The organism is Afifella sp. IM 167 (assembly GCF_020144925.1).
Lineage (GTDB): Bacteria > Pseudomonadota > Alphaproteobacteria > Rhizobiales > Afifellaceae > Afifella.
Genome location: NZ_NSLC01000004.1, coordinates 201436 through 216472, shown reverse-complemented (window position 1 = coordinate 216472; position 15037 = coordinate 201436). Strand labels below are relative to the sequence as shown.

At 65.9% G+C, this 15037-nt stretch carries 15 protein-coding genes and 1 pseudogene; 3 read left to right on the top strand and 13 right to left on the bottom strand.

From position 1 onward, the window contains the following. The 6 genes from CLD20_RS08600 to CLD20_RS08575 form a co-directional block, all read right to left on the bottom strand. Positions 1-390: a hypothetical protein gene (locus CLD20_RS08600; RefSeq protein ID WP_224406204.1), complete on the bottom strand. Its 390-nt coding sequence runs from the start codon at positions 388-390 to the stop codon at positions 1-3. A gap of 32 nt (positions 391-422) precedes the next feature. Next, positions 423-947, bottom strand: coding sequence for a GbsR/MarR family transcriptional regulator (locus CLD20_RS08595; protein WP_224406203.1), 525 nt, complete (start codon positions 945-947; stop codon positions 423-425). Between the two features lie 139 nt (positions 948-1086). After that, the gene (locus CLD20_RS08590; protein WP_224406202.1) at positions 1087-1545 is read right to left on the bottom strand and encodes a DUF2155 domain-containing protein; all 459 of its coding nucleotides are present in this window, start codon (positions 1543-1545) and stop codon (positions 1087-1089) included. A gap of 126 nt (positions 1546-1671) precedes the next feature. Next, positions 1672-2049 (bottom strand): NADH:ubiquinone oxidoreductase subunit NDUFA12, encoded by a 378-nt coding sequence (locus CLD20_RS08585; protein WP_224406201.1) that lies wholly within the window; start codon positions 2047-2049, stop codon positions 1672-1674. Between the two features lie 61 nt (positions 2050-2110). Continuing rightward, positions 2111-2926 carry a DsbA family protein gene (locus CLD20_RS08580; protein WP_224406200.1) on the bottom strand — a complete coding sequence of 272 codons (816 nt, stop codon included), beginning with the start codon at positions 2924-2926 and terminating at the stop codon, positions 2111-2113. Positions 2927-2961: 35 nt separating this feature from the next. Beyond that, the gene (locus CLD20_RS08575) at positions 2962-4392 is read right to left on the bottom strand and encodes a M48 family metalloprotease (RefSeq protein WP_224406199.1); all 1431 of its coding nucleotides are present in this window, start codon (positions 4390-4392) and stop codon (positions 2962-2964) included. 177 nt (positions 4393-4569) lie between these two features. Here CLD20_RS08575 and CLD20_RS08570 point away from each other — a divergent pair, with 177 nt between their 5' ends. Further along, positions 4570-5676: a pyridoxal phosphate-dependent aminotransferase gene (locus CLD20_RS08570; protein WP_224406416.1), complete on the top strand. Its 1107-nt coding sequence runs from the start codon at positions 4570-4572 to the stop codon at positions 5674-5676. Between the two features lie 9 nt (positions 5677-5685). Here CLD20_RS08570 and CLD20_RS08565 read toward each other — a convergent pair whose 3' ends face one another. Both CLD20_RS08565 and CLD20_RS08560 read right to left on the bottom strand, forming a co-directional pair. Next, the gene (locus tag CLD20_RS08565; protein ID WP_224406198.1) at positions 5686-5838 is read right to left on the bottom strand and encodes a hypothetical protein; all 153 of its coding nucleotides are present in this window, start codon (positions 5836-5838) and stop codon (positions 5686-5688) included. A gap of 93 nt (positions 5839-5931) precedes the next feature. Continuing rightward, positions 5932-6372 (bottom strand): hypothetical protein, encoded by a 441-nt coding sequence (locus CLD20_RS08560; protein WP_224406197.1) that lies wholly within the window; start codon positions 6370-6372, stop codon positions 5932-5934. Positions 6373-6527: 155 nt separating this feature from the next. On the opposite strand from CLD20_RS08560, the gene CLD20_RS08555 reads away from it, so the two are divergent. Then, positions 6528-8156 carry a long-chain-fatty-acid--CoA ligase gene (locus CLD20_RS08555; RefSeq protein WP_224406196.1) on the top strand — a complete coding sequence of 543 codons (1629 nt, stop codon included), beginning with the start codon at positions 6528-6530 and terminating at the stop codon, positions 8154-8156. A gap of 7 nt (positions 8157-8163) precedes the next feature. Continuing rightward, the gene (locus CLD20_RS08550) at positions 8164-8988 is read left to right on the top strand and encodes a DUF1499 domain-containing protein (protein WP_224406195.1); all 825 of its coding nucleotides are present in this window, start codon (positions 8164-8166) and stop codon (positions 8986-8988) included. Between the two features lie 144 nt (positions 8989-9132). On the opposite strand, the pseudogene CLD20_RS08545 reads toward CLD20_RS08550, so the two are convergent. The 5 genes and pseudogenes from CLD20_RS08545 to CLD20_RS08525 all read right to left on the bottom strand — a co-directional run. Further along, positions 9133-10080 (bottom strand): annotated as a pseudogene (locus CLD20_RS08545) (dipeptide ABC transporter ATP-binding protein); the annotation flags it as partial. Continuing rightward, entirely contained in the window at positions 10077-11051 is a 975-nt protein-coding gene (locus CLD20_RS08540; RefSeq protein ID WP_224406194.1) for an ABC transporter ATP-binding protein, read from the bottom strand. The pseudogene CLD20_RS08545 and the gene CLD20_RS08540, both read right to left, overlap by 4 nt. A 113-nt stretch (positions 11052-11164) precedes the next feature. Beyond that, entirely contained in the window at positions 11165-12019 is an 855-nt protein-coding gene (locus CLD20_RS08535; RefSeq protein ID WP_224406415.1) for an ABC transporter permease subunit, read from the bottom strand. 97 nt (positions 12020-12116) lie between these two features. Beyond that, a complete protein-coding gene (locus tag CLD20_RS08530) occupies positions 12117-13124 on the bottom strand; it encodes an ABC transporter permease subunit (RefSeq protein ID WP_224406193.1) in 1008 nt (335 codons plus the stop codon). A gap of 178 nt (positions 13125-13302) precedes the next feature. Beyond that, positions 13303-14907, bottom strand: a complete 1605-nt coding sequence (locus CLD20_RS08525; protein ID WP_224406192.1) for an ABC transporter substrate-binding protein — start codon at positions 14905-14907, stop codon at positions 13303-13305. Positions 14908-15037 lie beyond the last annotated feature (130 nt).

Here is a 15037-nt window from a genome sequence, read left to right as displayed (position 1 = left end):
TCAGCTTGCGGGGAGCTCGGGCGGAACCTGACGGCTCTCGCGCGCGGCCTCCGCCCGGCGCTCTTCCATGATGCGCCGTGTCGGCTCCCAGACGCCGTAGCCGAAGATCGCCATCGCGATGGTGAGGCCGAGGAGCGCCGCGAAGACGAGACGCTGGAGGAAGAGCGGCTCGTTCCAATCGACATGGCCGAAGGCCGTCGCGAAGCTGAGCGCCAGCACGGGCGCGATCACGAGCATCACGCAGGCATAGGCGGTCCAGAAGCGGCCGCGATACTCGGCCTCGCAGAGGTCGGTCGTGATCTTCAGGAGCGGCCGGTAGAGGACGGCGACGACGCTGCCGCCGGTCGCGGCGGCAAGGCCGAGGGCGAGGAAGAACGAAAGATTGGACATCTGTTTCTCCTTCGGTGAATTGGCCCCGGGGATCAGCGGCGCACGAGGCTGCCCACCTTTCCCCCGAGCCGGACGATGGCGACGAGCGTTGCCCGCGGCAGGCGGCGGACCTGCTCGTACCAGCCCGTCAGTTCGTCCAGGAACGAGAGCATGGCGGTCAGTCGCTCGCGCACGGCGGGGTCCGTGTCCTCGGCCTCTTCCGCCTCCATGACGCAATCGCGCAGCATGGAAAGGGCAGGGTCGATCTCCCGCCGCTTCCGCTCCTCGGCGATGCGCAGCATGATCTCCCAGGGATCGGCCTCGGCCGAGAAATGGTCGCGCCGGTCGCCCTTCACATGCGTGACGCTGATGAGGCGGTAGGCCTGCAGCTCCTTCAGACTGTTGGAGACGTTGGACCGGGCGACGGCGAGAGCCTCGGAGATCTCTTCGGCAGGCATCGGCCGGGCCGCGAGATAGAGGAGGGCGTGGATCTGGGCGACCGACCGGTTCACCCCCCAGCGCGATCCCATCTCGCCCCAGTGGAGAATGAACTTCTCCATGACGGGTGTGACGCGCATTTATTTCTCCAAATTCTGTAACAACAGAAATAACAGAATTCAGAAAAAGATCAATCCTCACGCCAGAAGGAGGCTGCGCTTCAGGTGCGACGGGGAAGGGGATTTCCGGCCGGGCGAGCGGCACGACCGGACGTGACGATCAATCCTCGGGCGGGAGCTGATCTTCCAAGGGCTCGTCGGGCGCGAGTTCGGGCAGCGGCTCGGGTCCCTGCGGCTCGGTGTTCATGTCTTCCAGCCGTGCCTTGCAGTTGATCAGCCACACGTCATAGACGGGGTGCTCGATGGCGTGCAGGCCGGGGCTGGAGGCGAACATCCAGCCGGTGAAGAGCCGCTGCACCTTGTTGGCGAGCGTGATCTCGTCGACCTCCACGAAGGCGGTCGTCTGCTCCGGCTCCGTCGGCGGGCGCGTATTGCACACCCGCGGCGTCACCTGCAGGGCGCCGAACTGCACCGTCTCGTCGATCTTCACGTCGAAGGTGATGATCCGGCCGGTGATCTTGTCGAGCCCGCGGAAGACGGCGACCGGATTATGGATCGGCTCGGCGAGCGCGATCTGGGCCGAGAAGGCGAGGGCGAGGCTGGCGAGGAAAATCCGCATCGATCTGGGAGGAATCCGGTCGGGGTTGGCTGTCGGGCCTATGGGCAGGAATGATGGCCCGAGGAAGGCACGAGCGCTAGCGCTGCGGTCCGGCCATTCGCCGCATATCTGCCGCTCCGTCCCCGCTCAGGGCGTCCACGGCTCGTAATCGCCCGTCACCTCGGGGCGATGCTGCGGCGTGGCGATGGAGCCGGCCGGGCGGTAGGCGCCGGGCGTGCCGGTCATGTTCGGGTGATGCGGCTTTTCCCAGGCCCGCATCTGGTAGCTCTCATCCGTCGGCGGGATGTCGGTGCGGTAGTGGATCCACCCGTACCAGCCCGGCGGAATGCGCGAGGCCTCGGCGGCGCCGTTGTAGATGACCCAGCGCCGGTTGCCCTTGCGGTGCCTGTAGTAGCGGTTGCCCTCGTCATCCTCGCCGACGAGGATGCCCTTGCGCCAGGTGTAGAAGAGGGTGTTCAGCGTCGCTTCGTGCCACCAGGTGAAGAGTTGCAGTAGCCGCTTCATCAAGCACTCATCCCTTTGCCCCGGCTTTTCGCCGCTGCCGCGGCCGGGCCGGGAAGCGGGGTCAGCACGTCAGGCTGTTGCCGCCGCATTTGCGCGCGGCGATGACCATCTGCTGCAGCTGGTCGAAGCCGACAGCCCCCGGCACCGCCTGGTCGGCGATGACATAGGACGGCGTGCCGGAAACGTCGAGAGCGTCGGCGAGTGCGCGCACTTCCGAGATGTTCTCGTCGACCGAGGTCGCAGCAGCCTCTCTTTCCACGGCCGCAGCATCGAGATCAAGGTCGTTGACGATCTGCATCGCCTTCGCCCGGTCCGCCTGGCCGCCCCGGGTCATCATCTCTCGATGAAACGCCGCATAGCGGTCGGGAGCGACCTCGTTGATCGCGATGGCTACGCGCGCGGCTTCCATCGAGCCTTCCGAGAGGATCGGAAACTCCTTCAGGACCATCTTCAGGTCCGGATTGCTCTCGATCAGTGCCATCATGTCGGGGTAGGCGCGTTTGCAGTAGCCGCAATTGTAGTCGAAGAACTCCACCAGCGTGACCTTGCCGTCCGGATTGCCGAGCACGACCTGGTTCTCCGAATTGAACAGCATGTCCTGCATCTGCGTGATGGTCTGGCTCTGCTCGGCCTTGGCGGCCTGGGCGCGCTTGGCCTGCAGCGCCATCAGCGCCGTCTCGATGATCTCCGGGTTCTCCAGGAGGTAGTTGCGGACCGCATCGCCCGTCGCGTCGTCCGCGATCGGCTCGGGCGTCTGCGCGGCCGCGGCCGCCTCGGCCATGCCGGCATGGCTGGAGCCGGCGACGTAAAACGCCGACACGCCGAGAACCAGGGCGAGGGCGACGATGATGGCGATCATGATGCGCGATGAGTTCATGGCGGACTGTCTCATTTCGTGGGTGACGGCTTTTCTCAGCTGTCGGTGTTGATCGGTTTATAGGTGAGAATGTCGTCGGCTTGCAGCCACTCCGGCGTGCCATGCTTCACTTTGGCTTGAACCCGTCGCGCATAACCCTTGGCGGCATCCACCTGCCCCTCGATGAGGAGGCCCTGCGCGGTGGCGAGCTCGGCCTCCGGAATGCGCCCCTGCTCGGCATAGGCCGTGGCGAGGAAGCGGTAGCCGTTGGAGGAGAGCGGTTCGCTCCGCAGGCCGGTCCTGAGGTTGCCGATCGCCTCGTCCAGCAGCCCCTTCTTGCCCGTCTCCAGGAGCGCATGGCCGAGGAGGATGCGGATCAGCCCGGCCTTCGGCGCCAGCGACTGCGCCTGGCGAAGGGGACCGATCGACTCGGCCGCCTTGCCGGATTCCAGCAGCGCCTGTCCCTTCAGTTCGTGAAAATAGGGATTGTTCGGCTCGGTGCGGATGAGGGCGTCGATCTGGCCGAGCGCCGAGCGCAGCCCCCCGGTGCGGTAGGCGAGGATGGCGCGGGCATAGGTGGCAGGCAGGGATTTGTCGGAAGACGGGAAGCGCCGGGCGATCCGGCCGGGCGATTCGGTGTAGCCGGAAAGTTTTGCCCGCATCATGTCGTGGCGGAACTGCAGGGCGGGCGGGTCCTTGGCGTTCCAGTAGGCGCTCTTGGCCGCCACGCTCTCCAGCTGTGCGATGCGCTCGCGCGGCATCGGATGCGACTGCACATAGGGATCGACATACTGGGCGGAGAAGAGCGACTGGTCGGCGAATTTGCGGAAGATGTCGATCATTCCCTTCGCCGACTGGCGGGTGGCGTTGAGATAGGTGAGCGCCGCCCGGTCGGCCGCGATCTCCTGGGCGCGCCGATAGGAGAGGAGGGAGCGCATGGCCATGGACGGGCCGAGCGTCATCGCCGCCGCGCCGCCGCGGGCCAGTTCGCTCGAGCCGGCGCTCGCCCCCGCCACTGCCGCGCCGACGCTGAGGATGGAGGCGATGGCGCCGATCGCCTGCGCCCGCGCCATCTCGTTGCGAAGGTTCTGCAGGTGTCCCCCGGCGAGATGGCCGGTCTCGTGGGCGATGACGCCGATCACTTCGTTCGGCGTCTTCGCTTCCAGCAGCGTCCCGGTATTGATGAACATGCGCCGGCCGCTCGCCACGAACGCATTGAAGGCGTTGTCCTGGATGATCACGATCTCCGCGCCCGAGGAGCCGATGCCGGCGGCGCCGAAAATCGGTTTGGCATAGTCGAGCAGGAGGCTTTCGATCTCCGCGTCGCGGATGATCGTTTTCGGCCGCTGCTGCGCGTCGGCCGCCACGGGGGCCAAGGCGAGGACGAGCGTCAAAAGGCTCGCCAGCGCGCCCTTGAAGGCACGGGCGATGGGGTCGGGGCGTATCTTTCTTGCGGCGAGCGGCATTTCGATGCGGCTGCTGTTCACGGACGGAGCTTCGCGTTAGGAACTTCAACGCGCGCGCCCGGTCAAGCCGGCGGCGCGTCACCGCGCAACAAAGGGAAAACAATGTGGCGTGCACATGACGCGAATGCGCCGGACGACCTGGTCGAGGCCGTTCTGAAGGGCGCTTCCGAGCGCAGCGGCGTCGCGCCCTTTCTCGCCATGGACGTGCTGGCTGAAGCGGCGAAACTGGAAGCCGCCGGCCGTTCGATCGTCCACATGGAGGTCGGCCAGCCCGGTGCGGCCGCGCCCTCGCGGGTGCTGGAGGCGGCACGCCGGGTGCTCGATATCGGCCGTCTCGGCTACACCGAGGCACTCGGCATCCGCGCCCTGCGCGAGCGTATCGCCCGCCATTACGGCGCCGAATACGGCGTCGACGTCTCGCCCGACCGGGTCATCGTGACCACCGGCTCTTCCGCCGCTTTCAGCCTCGCCTTCCTTGGCGCCTTCGATCCGCGCGCGCGCATCGCCATGGCCGCGCCGGGCTATCCCGCCTATCGCAACATCCTCGCCGTTCTCGGACTGGAAGCGGTGGAAATTCCGGTGGGGCCGCAGACGCGCTGGGTGCTGACGGCCGAGGCGCTGCGCACCGCGCACGAAAAGACGCCGCTCTCGGGCGTGCTGGTGGCGAGCCCCGCCAATCCGACCGGAACGATGACGCGGCCCGAAGAGCTCCGGGAGCTGATCGACACGGCGGCCGAGCTCGGCATCCGCTTCATCTCCGACGAGATCTATCACGGCCTCGTCTTCGAGGGGCGGGCGGAGACCGCGCTCGCCTTCTCGCAGGAGCCGATCGTCATCAACTCCTTCTCCAAATACTACTGCATGACCGGCTGGCGGGTGGGCTGGATGGTGGTGCCGGAGAAGCTGGTGCGGCCGATGGAGCGCATCGCCCAGTCGCTCTACATTTCCGTGCCGGAGCTGTCGCAGCGCGCCGCGGTCGCCGCCTTCGATTGCCGCGAGGAGCTGGAAGCGATCAAGGAGGGCTACCGGCGCAACCGCGCGCGCCTTCTGGAAAGGCTTCCGCAAATCGGTTTCGAGGAAATGCCGCCCGCCGACGGGGCCTTTTACGTCTACGCCTCGGTGGCGCGCTTCACCAACGATTCGGCCACCTTTGCGCGGCGGATGCTGGAAGAGGCGGGTGTTGCCGCAACGCCCGGCGCGGACTTCGACGGCGACCGCGGCCACCTGACGATGCGCCTTTCCTTCGCAGGGGCGGAGGAGGCGATCGCGGAAGGGCTCGACAGGCTGGAGCGCTGGCTCGCCTGAAGCGGAGCCTCAGGACTTCTTCGTCGTGCCTGCGCTCTTGACGCCCGCCGCAGCCTTCACTGCGGGGATGCCGATCTGATTGTATCGCTCCCGAAGACGCTCGGCGACCTCGCGGTCGTGATGCTGCGACTGATAGGGAGATTCTTTCTGTACGTGCGCCATGGTTCCACCCCGCAGGTAGCGGCTATGCCACTGTGGACAGTTTGACTTAATGACCGCTTAACGATTCGGGGCAAGACACACGCCGCGTCTTTCCTACGCAGGCGTCTCTTCAGGCGCGGAAGTGTCATCTTCGCCACGCTGGGCGGTGATGTCCTCGTCGGCCTGCATCAGCTCCAGCACGTCGATCGACGCCCGGGCAAAATCCTTGATCTCGTCGGGAATGGCTTCCTCGCCTTCATAGACGAAGCCCTGCTCGCCGCGGCTGACGAACAGGAGCATCTCCCGGCCGTCGTCCATGATGCGCACCATGGCCTTTTCGCGGGCCTCGCCGTCGGGCGAAAAACTTGGCAGTACGAAGAGGAGATCCCCGCCGGCCATCTCGGCGGCCTGGCGCACAAGGTGGATCCAGCCCTCTTCATGGCCTTCGGCCATGTCGAGCGCCATCTCGAACTCCAGTTGCGGCAGCGAGAAATGCTCGTCGCGCTTGTCGCCGCTGCGGCCGGTCTCGTTGCCGGTGGTCTCTTGTTCAGCCATATCGGACCGCTAACGTCGATGTTGGGAAAGAGTTCGACCGGATTGCGGCTTTTTCCGTCCGCATGGACAATGAAGAATGACCGGTCTCATCCTGCGCTACGCATACCGGCGGGCGCTGCGAAATGGCGGATCGACCGGCAAAAGGGGAGGAACGAATGCACGGTCTCATGCAGGACTGGCCACTTAACTGCCACCGCATTCTCGATCACGCCGCGACCTATCACAGCGAGCGCGAGATCGTCTCGCGGCTGGTGGAAGGCGAAATTCATCGCACCGACTATCGCACGGTCCGCGAGCGCTCGCTGAAGCTGTCGCAGCGCCTTACGGCCGAGGGCGTTCGGCTCGGCGATCGCATCGCCACGCTCGGCTGGAACACCATGCGCCACCTGGAATGCTGGTACGGCATCATCGGCATCGGCGCCGTCTGCCATACCGTCAATCCGCGCCTCTTTGCCGAGCAGATCGTCTACATCATCAACCACGCCGAGGACCGCATTCTCTTCACCGACATCAGCTTCGTGCCGATCGTGGAGAAGCTGATGCCTCAGCTGCCGAAGCTGGAAAAGGTGATCGTGCTGACCGATGCGGCCCATTTGCCGGATTCTGAGATCGACCTCGTGCCCTACGAGGAATGGCTCGCCGAGGCGGATGGCGACTTCGCCTGGCAGAGCTTCGACGAGAACTGCGCCGCGGGCATGTGCTACACCTCCGGCACGACGGGCGTGCCGAAGGGCGTCGTCTATTCGCACCGCTCCAACGTCCTGCACGCGATGACCGCCAACCAGGTCGACATGCTCGGCCTGTCGAGCCGCGACCGGATGATGCCGGTCGTGCCGATGTTCCACGCCAATTGCTGGTCGATCTGCTACGCCGCGCCGATGGTGGGCGCCGCCCTCGTCATGCCCGGCCCGAAGATGGACGGCGCGTCCATCTACGAGCTTCTCGACACGGAGAAGGTGACGATCACGGCGGCCGTGCCGACGGTCTGGATGATGCTGCTTGCCCATCTGGAGGAACACGATTTGAAGCTGCCGCATCTGCAGCGTGTCGTCATCGGCGGCTCGGCCTGCCCGCGCGCCATGATCGAGAAGTTCCAGAAGGTCTACGACGTGGAGGTCATCCACGCCTGGGGCATGACGGAGACGAGCCCCCTCGGCACCTTGTGCACGCTGAAGCCGGAATATGCCTCGCTCGCCGGCGAGGAGCGCCTCGACATTCTGGAAAAGCAGGGACATCCGCCCTTCACGGTGGAAATGAAGATCACCGACGACATGGACAAGCGCCTCGCCTGGGACGGCAAGACCTTCGGTCGGCTGAAGGTGCGCGGGCCGGCCGTAGCGCGGGCCTACTTCAAGGGCGAGGGCGGCACGCTTCTCGACGAGGAGGGCTTTTTCGACACCGGCGACGTCGCCCATGTCGACCGCCACGGCTACATGCAGATCACCGACCGTTCCAAGGATGTCATCAAGTCGGGCGGTGAGTGGATCTCCTCCATCGAACTGGAGAACATCGCCGTCGGCCATCCGGCCGTCGCCGAGGCCGCCGTGATCGGTGTCGCCCACGAGAAATGGGGCGAGCGGCCGCTCCTCGTCGTGGTCGCCAAGCGGGGCGAGAGCCCGGCCAAGCAGGAGCTGCTTGACTTCATCGCCGCGAAGGTGGCCAAGTGGGCCGTACCCGACGACGTTGCCTTCGTTGAAGAAATTCCCCACACCGCCACCGGCAAGATCCAGAAGATGGCTCTGCGCGAACGCTTCCGCTCTCCAGAGGCGGCCGCGGATGCCTAGGCTCTAGATGGCTGCCCGGCTCCCAAGACACCGCTCGGTCTCGGCCAGTTGGGCACGCCGTTTCGGCGTGCTCTCGCTGCCCGTTCTGGTGATCGCTGCGCTCGGTAACCGCTTCGGCCTCTTGCCGATCGCGACGGTGCCCCCCGCGATCGCTCTCGGCTATGCGCTGGCGCTCGTGGCGCTCGCCTTCGCGGTCTTTGCGCTGGTGGGCATCTGGTCGAGCGGCGACGAGGGTGCCGGCCAGGCCTTCGCCGGCTTTTTCTTTTCCCTGCCGGCCCTCATTCTCTTCGCGGCGGCGATGACCGCTCTCGTCCTCTATCCGCAGCTGAACGACATCAGCACGGATGTGGAGGATCCGCCCCGCTTCTTCGCCTTCGATCATCCCCTGCCGCCGCCGGAAGACGCCGAGCGGCAGGTGGAGGCCTATCCGGGACTGACGGCCCGCTTCTATCCGCTGTCGACCGACCGGGTCTTCGCGGTCGCCGAGGCGCTGGTGAAGGATCGCGGCTGGCGGATCGAGGAAAGCTATACGCCGGTTGCGGGCGAAGGCATCGGCTCCATCGAGGCGGTGGCGCGCACGCTTCTCTTCGCCTTCCTCGACGACGTCGTCATCCGTGTCGTGCCGACCACCGACGGTTCCATCGTCGACATGCGCTCCGCCTCGCGCATCGGCGAGCACGATTTCGGCCAGAACGCCCGGCGCATCAAGGAATTCCTGACCAACCTCGACGGCGTCCTGCAGGGGACGATCGAATTGCAGGAGCCGGCGGTCGAGGAAGAGGAGCCGGATACCTTCGGCCCGACCCCGCGGCCCGAGCCGCCGAGCAGCTAGCGCGTATCAGACCGGACTGCCGGGCTCTGGCGCCTTCACCGCGCCGCCGGGCTCTTCCGGCGCATCGCCCGGAAGCTCGTCCACCGCAACGGTGGAGGCGGGCGGCGGCTCGGCCGAATAGTCGATCCAGCCGTCGGTGATGCCATGGCAGGCGACCCAGGTTTCACCGTGAAGCGTCATCGGCGGCAGGACGTCGCTGCATTTCTCGCGCGCGTAGCGGCAGCGCGGATGGAAGGGGCAGCCACTCGGCGGGCTGATCGGGGAGGGCAGTTCGCCCTCCAGCTTGATGTTCTGGCGCGTGCGGCGCGGATCGGCCACCGGCGTCGCCGACAGGAGCGCCACCGTGTAGGGATGCAGGGGCTTGTCGAAGACCTCCGTCACCGCCGCGAATTCCACCGGCCGGCCGAGATACATCACCATCACCTCGTCCGCGACGAAGCGCACCACCGAAAGGTCGTGCGAGATGAAGATGTAGGTGAGGCCGAACTCTTCCTGCAGGTCGGCGAGGATGTTGAGCACCTGCGCCTGGATGGAGACGTCGAGCGCGGAGACGGGCTCGTCGAGGATGAGGATCTTCGGATCGAGCATGAGCGCCCGGGCGATCGCGATGCGCTGGCGCTGGCCGCCGGAGAACATGTGCGGATAGCGCGCATAATGCTCCGGCCGCAGGCCGACCCGGATCAGCATGTCGAAGGCTTTTTCGCGCCGCTCCTTAGCGGGCATCCGCGTGTTGATCTTCAGCGGCTCCTCCAGGATGGAGCCGATCTTCTGGCGCGGATTGAGCGAGCCGTAAGGGTCCTGGAAGACGATCTGCACCGTCTTGCGCAGCTCGGCGAGCTCGGAGCGGCTGGCCGCGCCGAGCTTGTGGCCGTCGATGACGAGTTCGCCGGCGGAGGGCGGCTCGATCATCGTCAGAAGCCGGGCGAGGGTGGACTTGCCGCAGCCGGATTCTCCGACGACCGCGAGCGTCGTGCCTTCCGTCACCGAAAAGCTCGCCTCCGAGAGCGCGCGCACCGTCGCCGGTTCGGCGAAGAGGCCCCGGCTTACCTCGTAGAAGCGCGAAAGGTCCTGTGCCTCGATGATCGTGCTCATGCGGCCTGCTCCTCGCGGTGGAGGGGATAGTGGCAGAGCGCCTCCCCGAGTTCCGGCGGCTGGCGCGGCGGCACCACCTGCCGGCATGTCTCGTCGGAGAAGCGGCAGCGCGGATTGAAGAGGCAGCCCCGGGGCCGGTCGCCCTGGCCCGGCACGACGCCCTGGATCGCCGGCAGCCGGTTCCCGGTCGCCCGGTCGGGCAGGGCGTCGAGGAGCGCGGCGGTATAGGGATGGTGCGGCGCCTCGAAGAGGCCGAAGACGTCCTGCCGTTCCACCTGCTGGCCGGCATATTGCACGACGACGCGCTGCGCCGTCTCCGCCACCACGCCCATATCGTGGGTGATCAGGATGAGCGCCATGTCGTACTGCTTCTGAAGGTCGACCAGGAGGTCGAGGATCTGCGCCTGGATGGTCACGTCGAGCGCCGTCGTGGGCTCGTCGGCGATCAGGAGCTTCGGCCGGCAGGCGGTCGCCATGGCGATCATGACGCGCTGGCTCATGCCGCCAGAAAGCTGGTGCGGGAAGGCGGTGAGCCGACGCTCCGGCTCCGGAATGCCGACCGATTGCATCAGCTCGATCGCGCGCTGGCGCCGCTGCTTGCGGTCAAGGTCGGTATGGGCGGCGAGCGCCTCGTTGATCTGGAAGCCGACCGTGAAGCACGGATTGAGGCTCGACATCGGCTCCTGGAAGATCATGGCGACGTCGCCGCCGATCACCCGGCGCCGGGCGCGCGGGGAGATGGAGCGCAGATCGTGGCCGCCGAATTCCATCCGGTCGGCCGTCACCGTCGCCGTCGGCGGCAGAAGCCCCATCACGGCGAGCATGGCGACCGACTTGCCGGAGCCCGATTCGCCGACGATGGCGAGGCGCTCGCCGGCATCGACGGCGAAGTCCACCTGGTCGACCGCCAGGAACGGACCCGAAGCGGTTGCGAAGGAGACGGAGAGGTTTTCGATCTGGAGAAGGGACATTTCAGCAATCGCGCGATTGGGTGAGGACCGCCGGCCCGGCGGCAGGGCAGGAGGCGCCGCTGGGTGCGACGGCGCCGGGGCGGACACGCATGCTTGGCATACCGGCTCCTTCCTCAGCTCCGCTTCAGTTTCGGATCGAGCGCGTCGCGCAGCCCGTCACCGACGAGATTGATCGCGAGCACCGTGACGAGGATCGCAAGGCCCGGGAACGTCACCACCCACCAGGCGCTCTGGATGAACTCCCGCGCTTCGGCGAGCATCGTACCCCATTCCGGCGTCGGCGGCTGTGCGCCCATGCCGAGGAAGCCCAACGCCGCCGCGTCCAGGATGGCGTTGGAGAAGGAGAGCGTGCCCTGCACGATCAGCGGCGCCAGGCAGTTCGGCAGGATGGTCTTGGTCATCAGCCGGATCGGCCCGGCCCCGGCCACTCTCGCCGCCACCACGTAGTCCTTCGATTTCTCGGTCATCACCGAGGCGCGGGTGAGGCGCACGAAATGGGGCTGCAGCACGAGCGCGATGGCGATCATCGCGTTGACGAGGCCGGGCCCGAGGATGGCGACGAGGACGAGCGCGAGAAGCAGCGAGGGAAAGGCGAGGATGACGTCCATCACCCGCATGATGACGATGTCGATCCACCCCCGGAAAAAGCCTGCGATGAGACCGATGAGGATGCCGCCGGTCAGCGCCACGGTGACGACGACGACGCCGATGAACAGCGAAAAGCGCGCCCCGTAGATGAGCCGCGAGAGGATGTCGCGCCCGACCGCGTCGGTGCCGAGGAGGTAGGCTGTGCGCCCGCCCTCCTGCCAGAAGGGCGGCAGGAGCAGCGCGTTACGGTCCTGGAAGGTCGGGCTGTGGGGCGAAAGCAGCGGCGCTAGGAGCGCCACCGCCACGAGCAAGAGGAAGACGACGAGGCCGATCACGGCCCCCTTGTTTTCCGAGAAGTAGAACCAGAACTCAGAGACCATCGCCCGCCGCGCGCTCCAGCCGGAGCGCAGCGCCCGCCTTTTGGCGGCTTCCGCGTCGTCGATGGCGTTCATCTCTTCGGTGTGGACCATCGTCGTCTCAATTGTGCCGGATGCGGGGATTGATGAGGCCGTAGAGCAGGTCGACGATGAGATTGACGACCATGACGAGACCCGCGATCAGGAGAAGTCCGCCCTGCACGACCGGGTAGTCGCGCCGGAAGACGCTATCGACCATCCACTTGCCGATGCCCGGCCAGGAGAAGATCGTCTCCGTCAGGATCGCGCCGGCGAGGAGCACGCCCACCTGCAGGCCGATGACGGTGATGACCGGAATGAGGGCGTTCCGGAGGGCGTGGAGGCCGACGACGCGCAGCGGCTCCAGCCCTTTTGCCCGCGCCGTCCGTACATAATCCTCACCCAGCACTTCCAGCATCGCCGAACGGGTCTGTCGGGCGATGACGGCGAGGGGGATGGTAGCGAGGACCACCGTCGGCAGGATTAGGTGGCTGACGGCCGATCTGAAGGCGCCTTCCTGCCCCGAGAGCAGGGAATCGATCAGCATGAAGCCGGTGACCGGCTTGAAATAGTAGATGAGGTCGATGCGGCCGGAGACCGGCGTCAGATGCCAGGTGCCGGAAAACAGGATGATGAGCAAAAGGCCCCACCAGAAGATCGGCATGGAATAGCCGACGAGCGCCGTTCCCATGATCGACTGGTCGAACCAGGATCCGCGCTTGACCGCCGCGAAGACGCCGGCGGGGATGCCGATCGCGGTCGCCAGCACGATGGCGCAGAAGGAGAGTTCCAGCGTCGCCGGAAACCGGGTCAGGAACTCGCTGAGGACGCCGCGCTTGGTGACGGTGGAAACGCCGAGGTCGCCATGCAGGATGCCCCACAGATAATTGAGGTACTGCATGACCAGCGGCTGGTCGTAGCCGAAGGTTTGGCGCAGCTCGGCGTAGCGTTCCGGGGTGAGGCCACGCTCGCCGGCGAGCAGCACGATCGGGTCGCCGGGAAGCAGGCGGATGAAAGCGAAAGCGACGATCGAGACCCCGATGAAGGTGGGGATCAACAGCCCGACGCGCTGGAGGATGAAACGGAACATGTTCAGCCGCCCATGAACGGGCGGCGGCTCGCCGTCAAGGCAAGCGGACAGGAATGAGCAGGGATTTCAATCATGTGTCGTCGCGATGGTGCCGGGCCGGCGGCACGAGGCGCTTCGCACTGGACCCGTGGAAAGGATGGAGGGCGGCCGCAGGCCGCCCTCCACGCGCCAGGCGCGATTACTCTTCGATGTCGACGCCGTCGAACCAGTGGCCGCCGAGCGGGTCCATGACGTAGCCCGTCACGTTCTTGGCCATCGGCATGAACACGACCGAATGGGCGATCGTGGCCCAGGGAGCCTGCTCCTTGAAGACGACCTGCGCCTCCTTGTAGAGCGGCACGCGCTCCTCCTGGCTGCCCTTCACCTTGGCTTCCTGGATCAGCTTCTCGAACGGCTCGTAGCACCACTGGGCGCGGTTGGAGCCGCCGACGCCGTCGCAGCCGAGCAGCACGGCGAGGAAGTTGTCCGGGTCGCCGTTGTCGCCCGTCCAGCCGAGGAGAACGGCACCGTCACGGTCTTCGGCCTTGGAGCGTTCCAGATACTCGCCCCATTCGTAGGAGACGATCTCGGCCTTCACGCCGACCTTGTCGAAGTCGGACTGCAGGAGTTCGGCCATGCGGCGGGCATTCGGGTTGTACGGCCGCTGCACGGGCATCGCCCAGATCTTCATGGAGAGATCGGAGACGCCTTCTTCCTCGAGCATCTTCTTGGCCGCTTCCGGATCGTACGGATCGTCCTTCACGTCGTCGTTGTACGACCACATCGTCGGCGGGATCGGGTTCTTCGCCGCCTGGCCGGCGCCCTGGAAGACGGCGTCGAGGATGGCCTGCTTGTTGATGGCCATGTTCAGAGCCTTGCGGACCTTCGGATTGTCGAAGGGCGGCATCTTCGTGTTGTAGGCGAGGTAGCCGACGTTGAGGCCTTCCTGCTGCATCACGTTGATGTCGGGATTGTCCTTCAGGCCCTGCACGTCTGCCGGGTTCGGATACGGCATCACATGGCATTCGCCGGCGAGCAGCTTCTGCTGGCGCACGGCGTTGTCGGTGGTGATGGCGAAGACGAGATCGTCGATCGGCTGCTTGCCGTTCCAGTAATCGGCGAAGGCCTTGTAGCGGATCACCGCGTCAGGCTGATAGGCGACGAACTGGAAGGGCCCAGTGCCGATCGGCTGCTGGTTGAGCTGCGCCTCTTGGCCGTTCTCGGCCAGCTGGTCGGCATATTCCTTGGAAAAGATGGAAGCGAAATCCATCGCCATGTTGGCGATGAACGGGGCCTCCGGGCGGGTCAGCTTGAACTTCACCGTCATGTCGTCGACCTTCTCGATCGATTCCACGAGGTCCGGCATCGACATGCCGTTGAAGTACTCCCAGCTCGCCCCTTCCACATAGGAATGGTACGGATTGTCGTCCTTCAGCTGGCGCTCGAAGGAGAACACCACGTCGTCCGCGTTGAACTCGCGGCCCGGGGTGAAGAAGTCGGTGGTGTGGAACTTGACGCCCGGCCTGAGATGGAAGGTGTATTCAAGTCCGTCGTCCGAGACGTCCCAGCTCTCAGCAAGACCCGGGACGACGTCTGTCGTGCCGCGCTTGAACTCCACCAGCCGGTTGTAGACCGGCTTGGAGGAGGCGTCGAACGTGGTGCCGGCGGTGTAGAGCGCCGGATCGAAGCCTTCAGGCGAGCCTTCCGAACAATAGACCAGTGTCTTGGCAGAGGCCGCGCCGGCCATCATGGCGGCCAGGCTTACGCCGAGCGCCAGCGTCCGGATCGTGGATTTGAGGATCATATGTGCTCCTTATGAGGGGAACTTTTGCGCGGGGGGCACCGTGCCTTCGCCCGCCGAGAGCGTAGGTAACGACGGAATGAAAGGGGAAATCAACTGCGACGTGGCGGAACTTTGTCACGGCGCCCGAAGT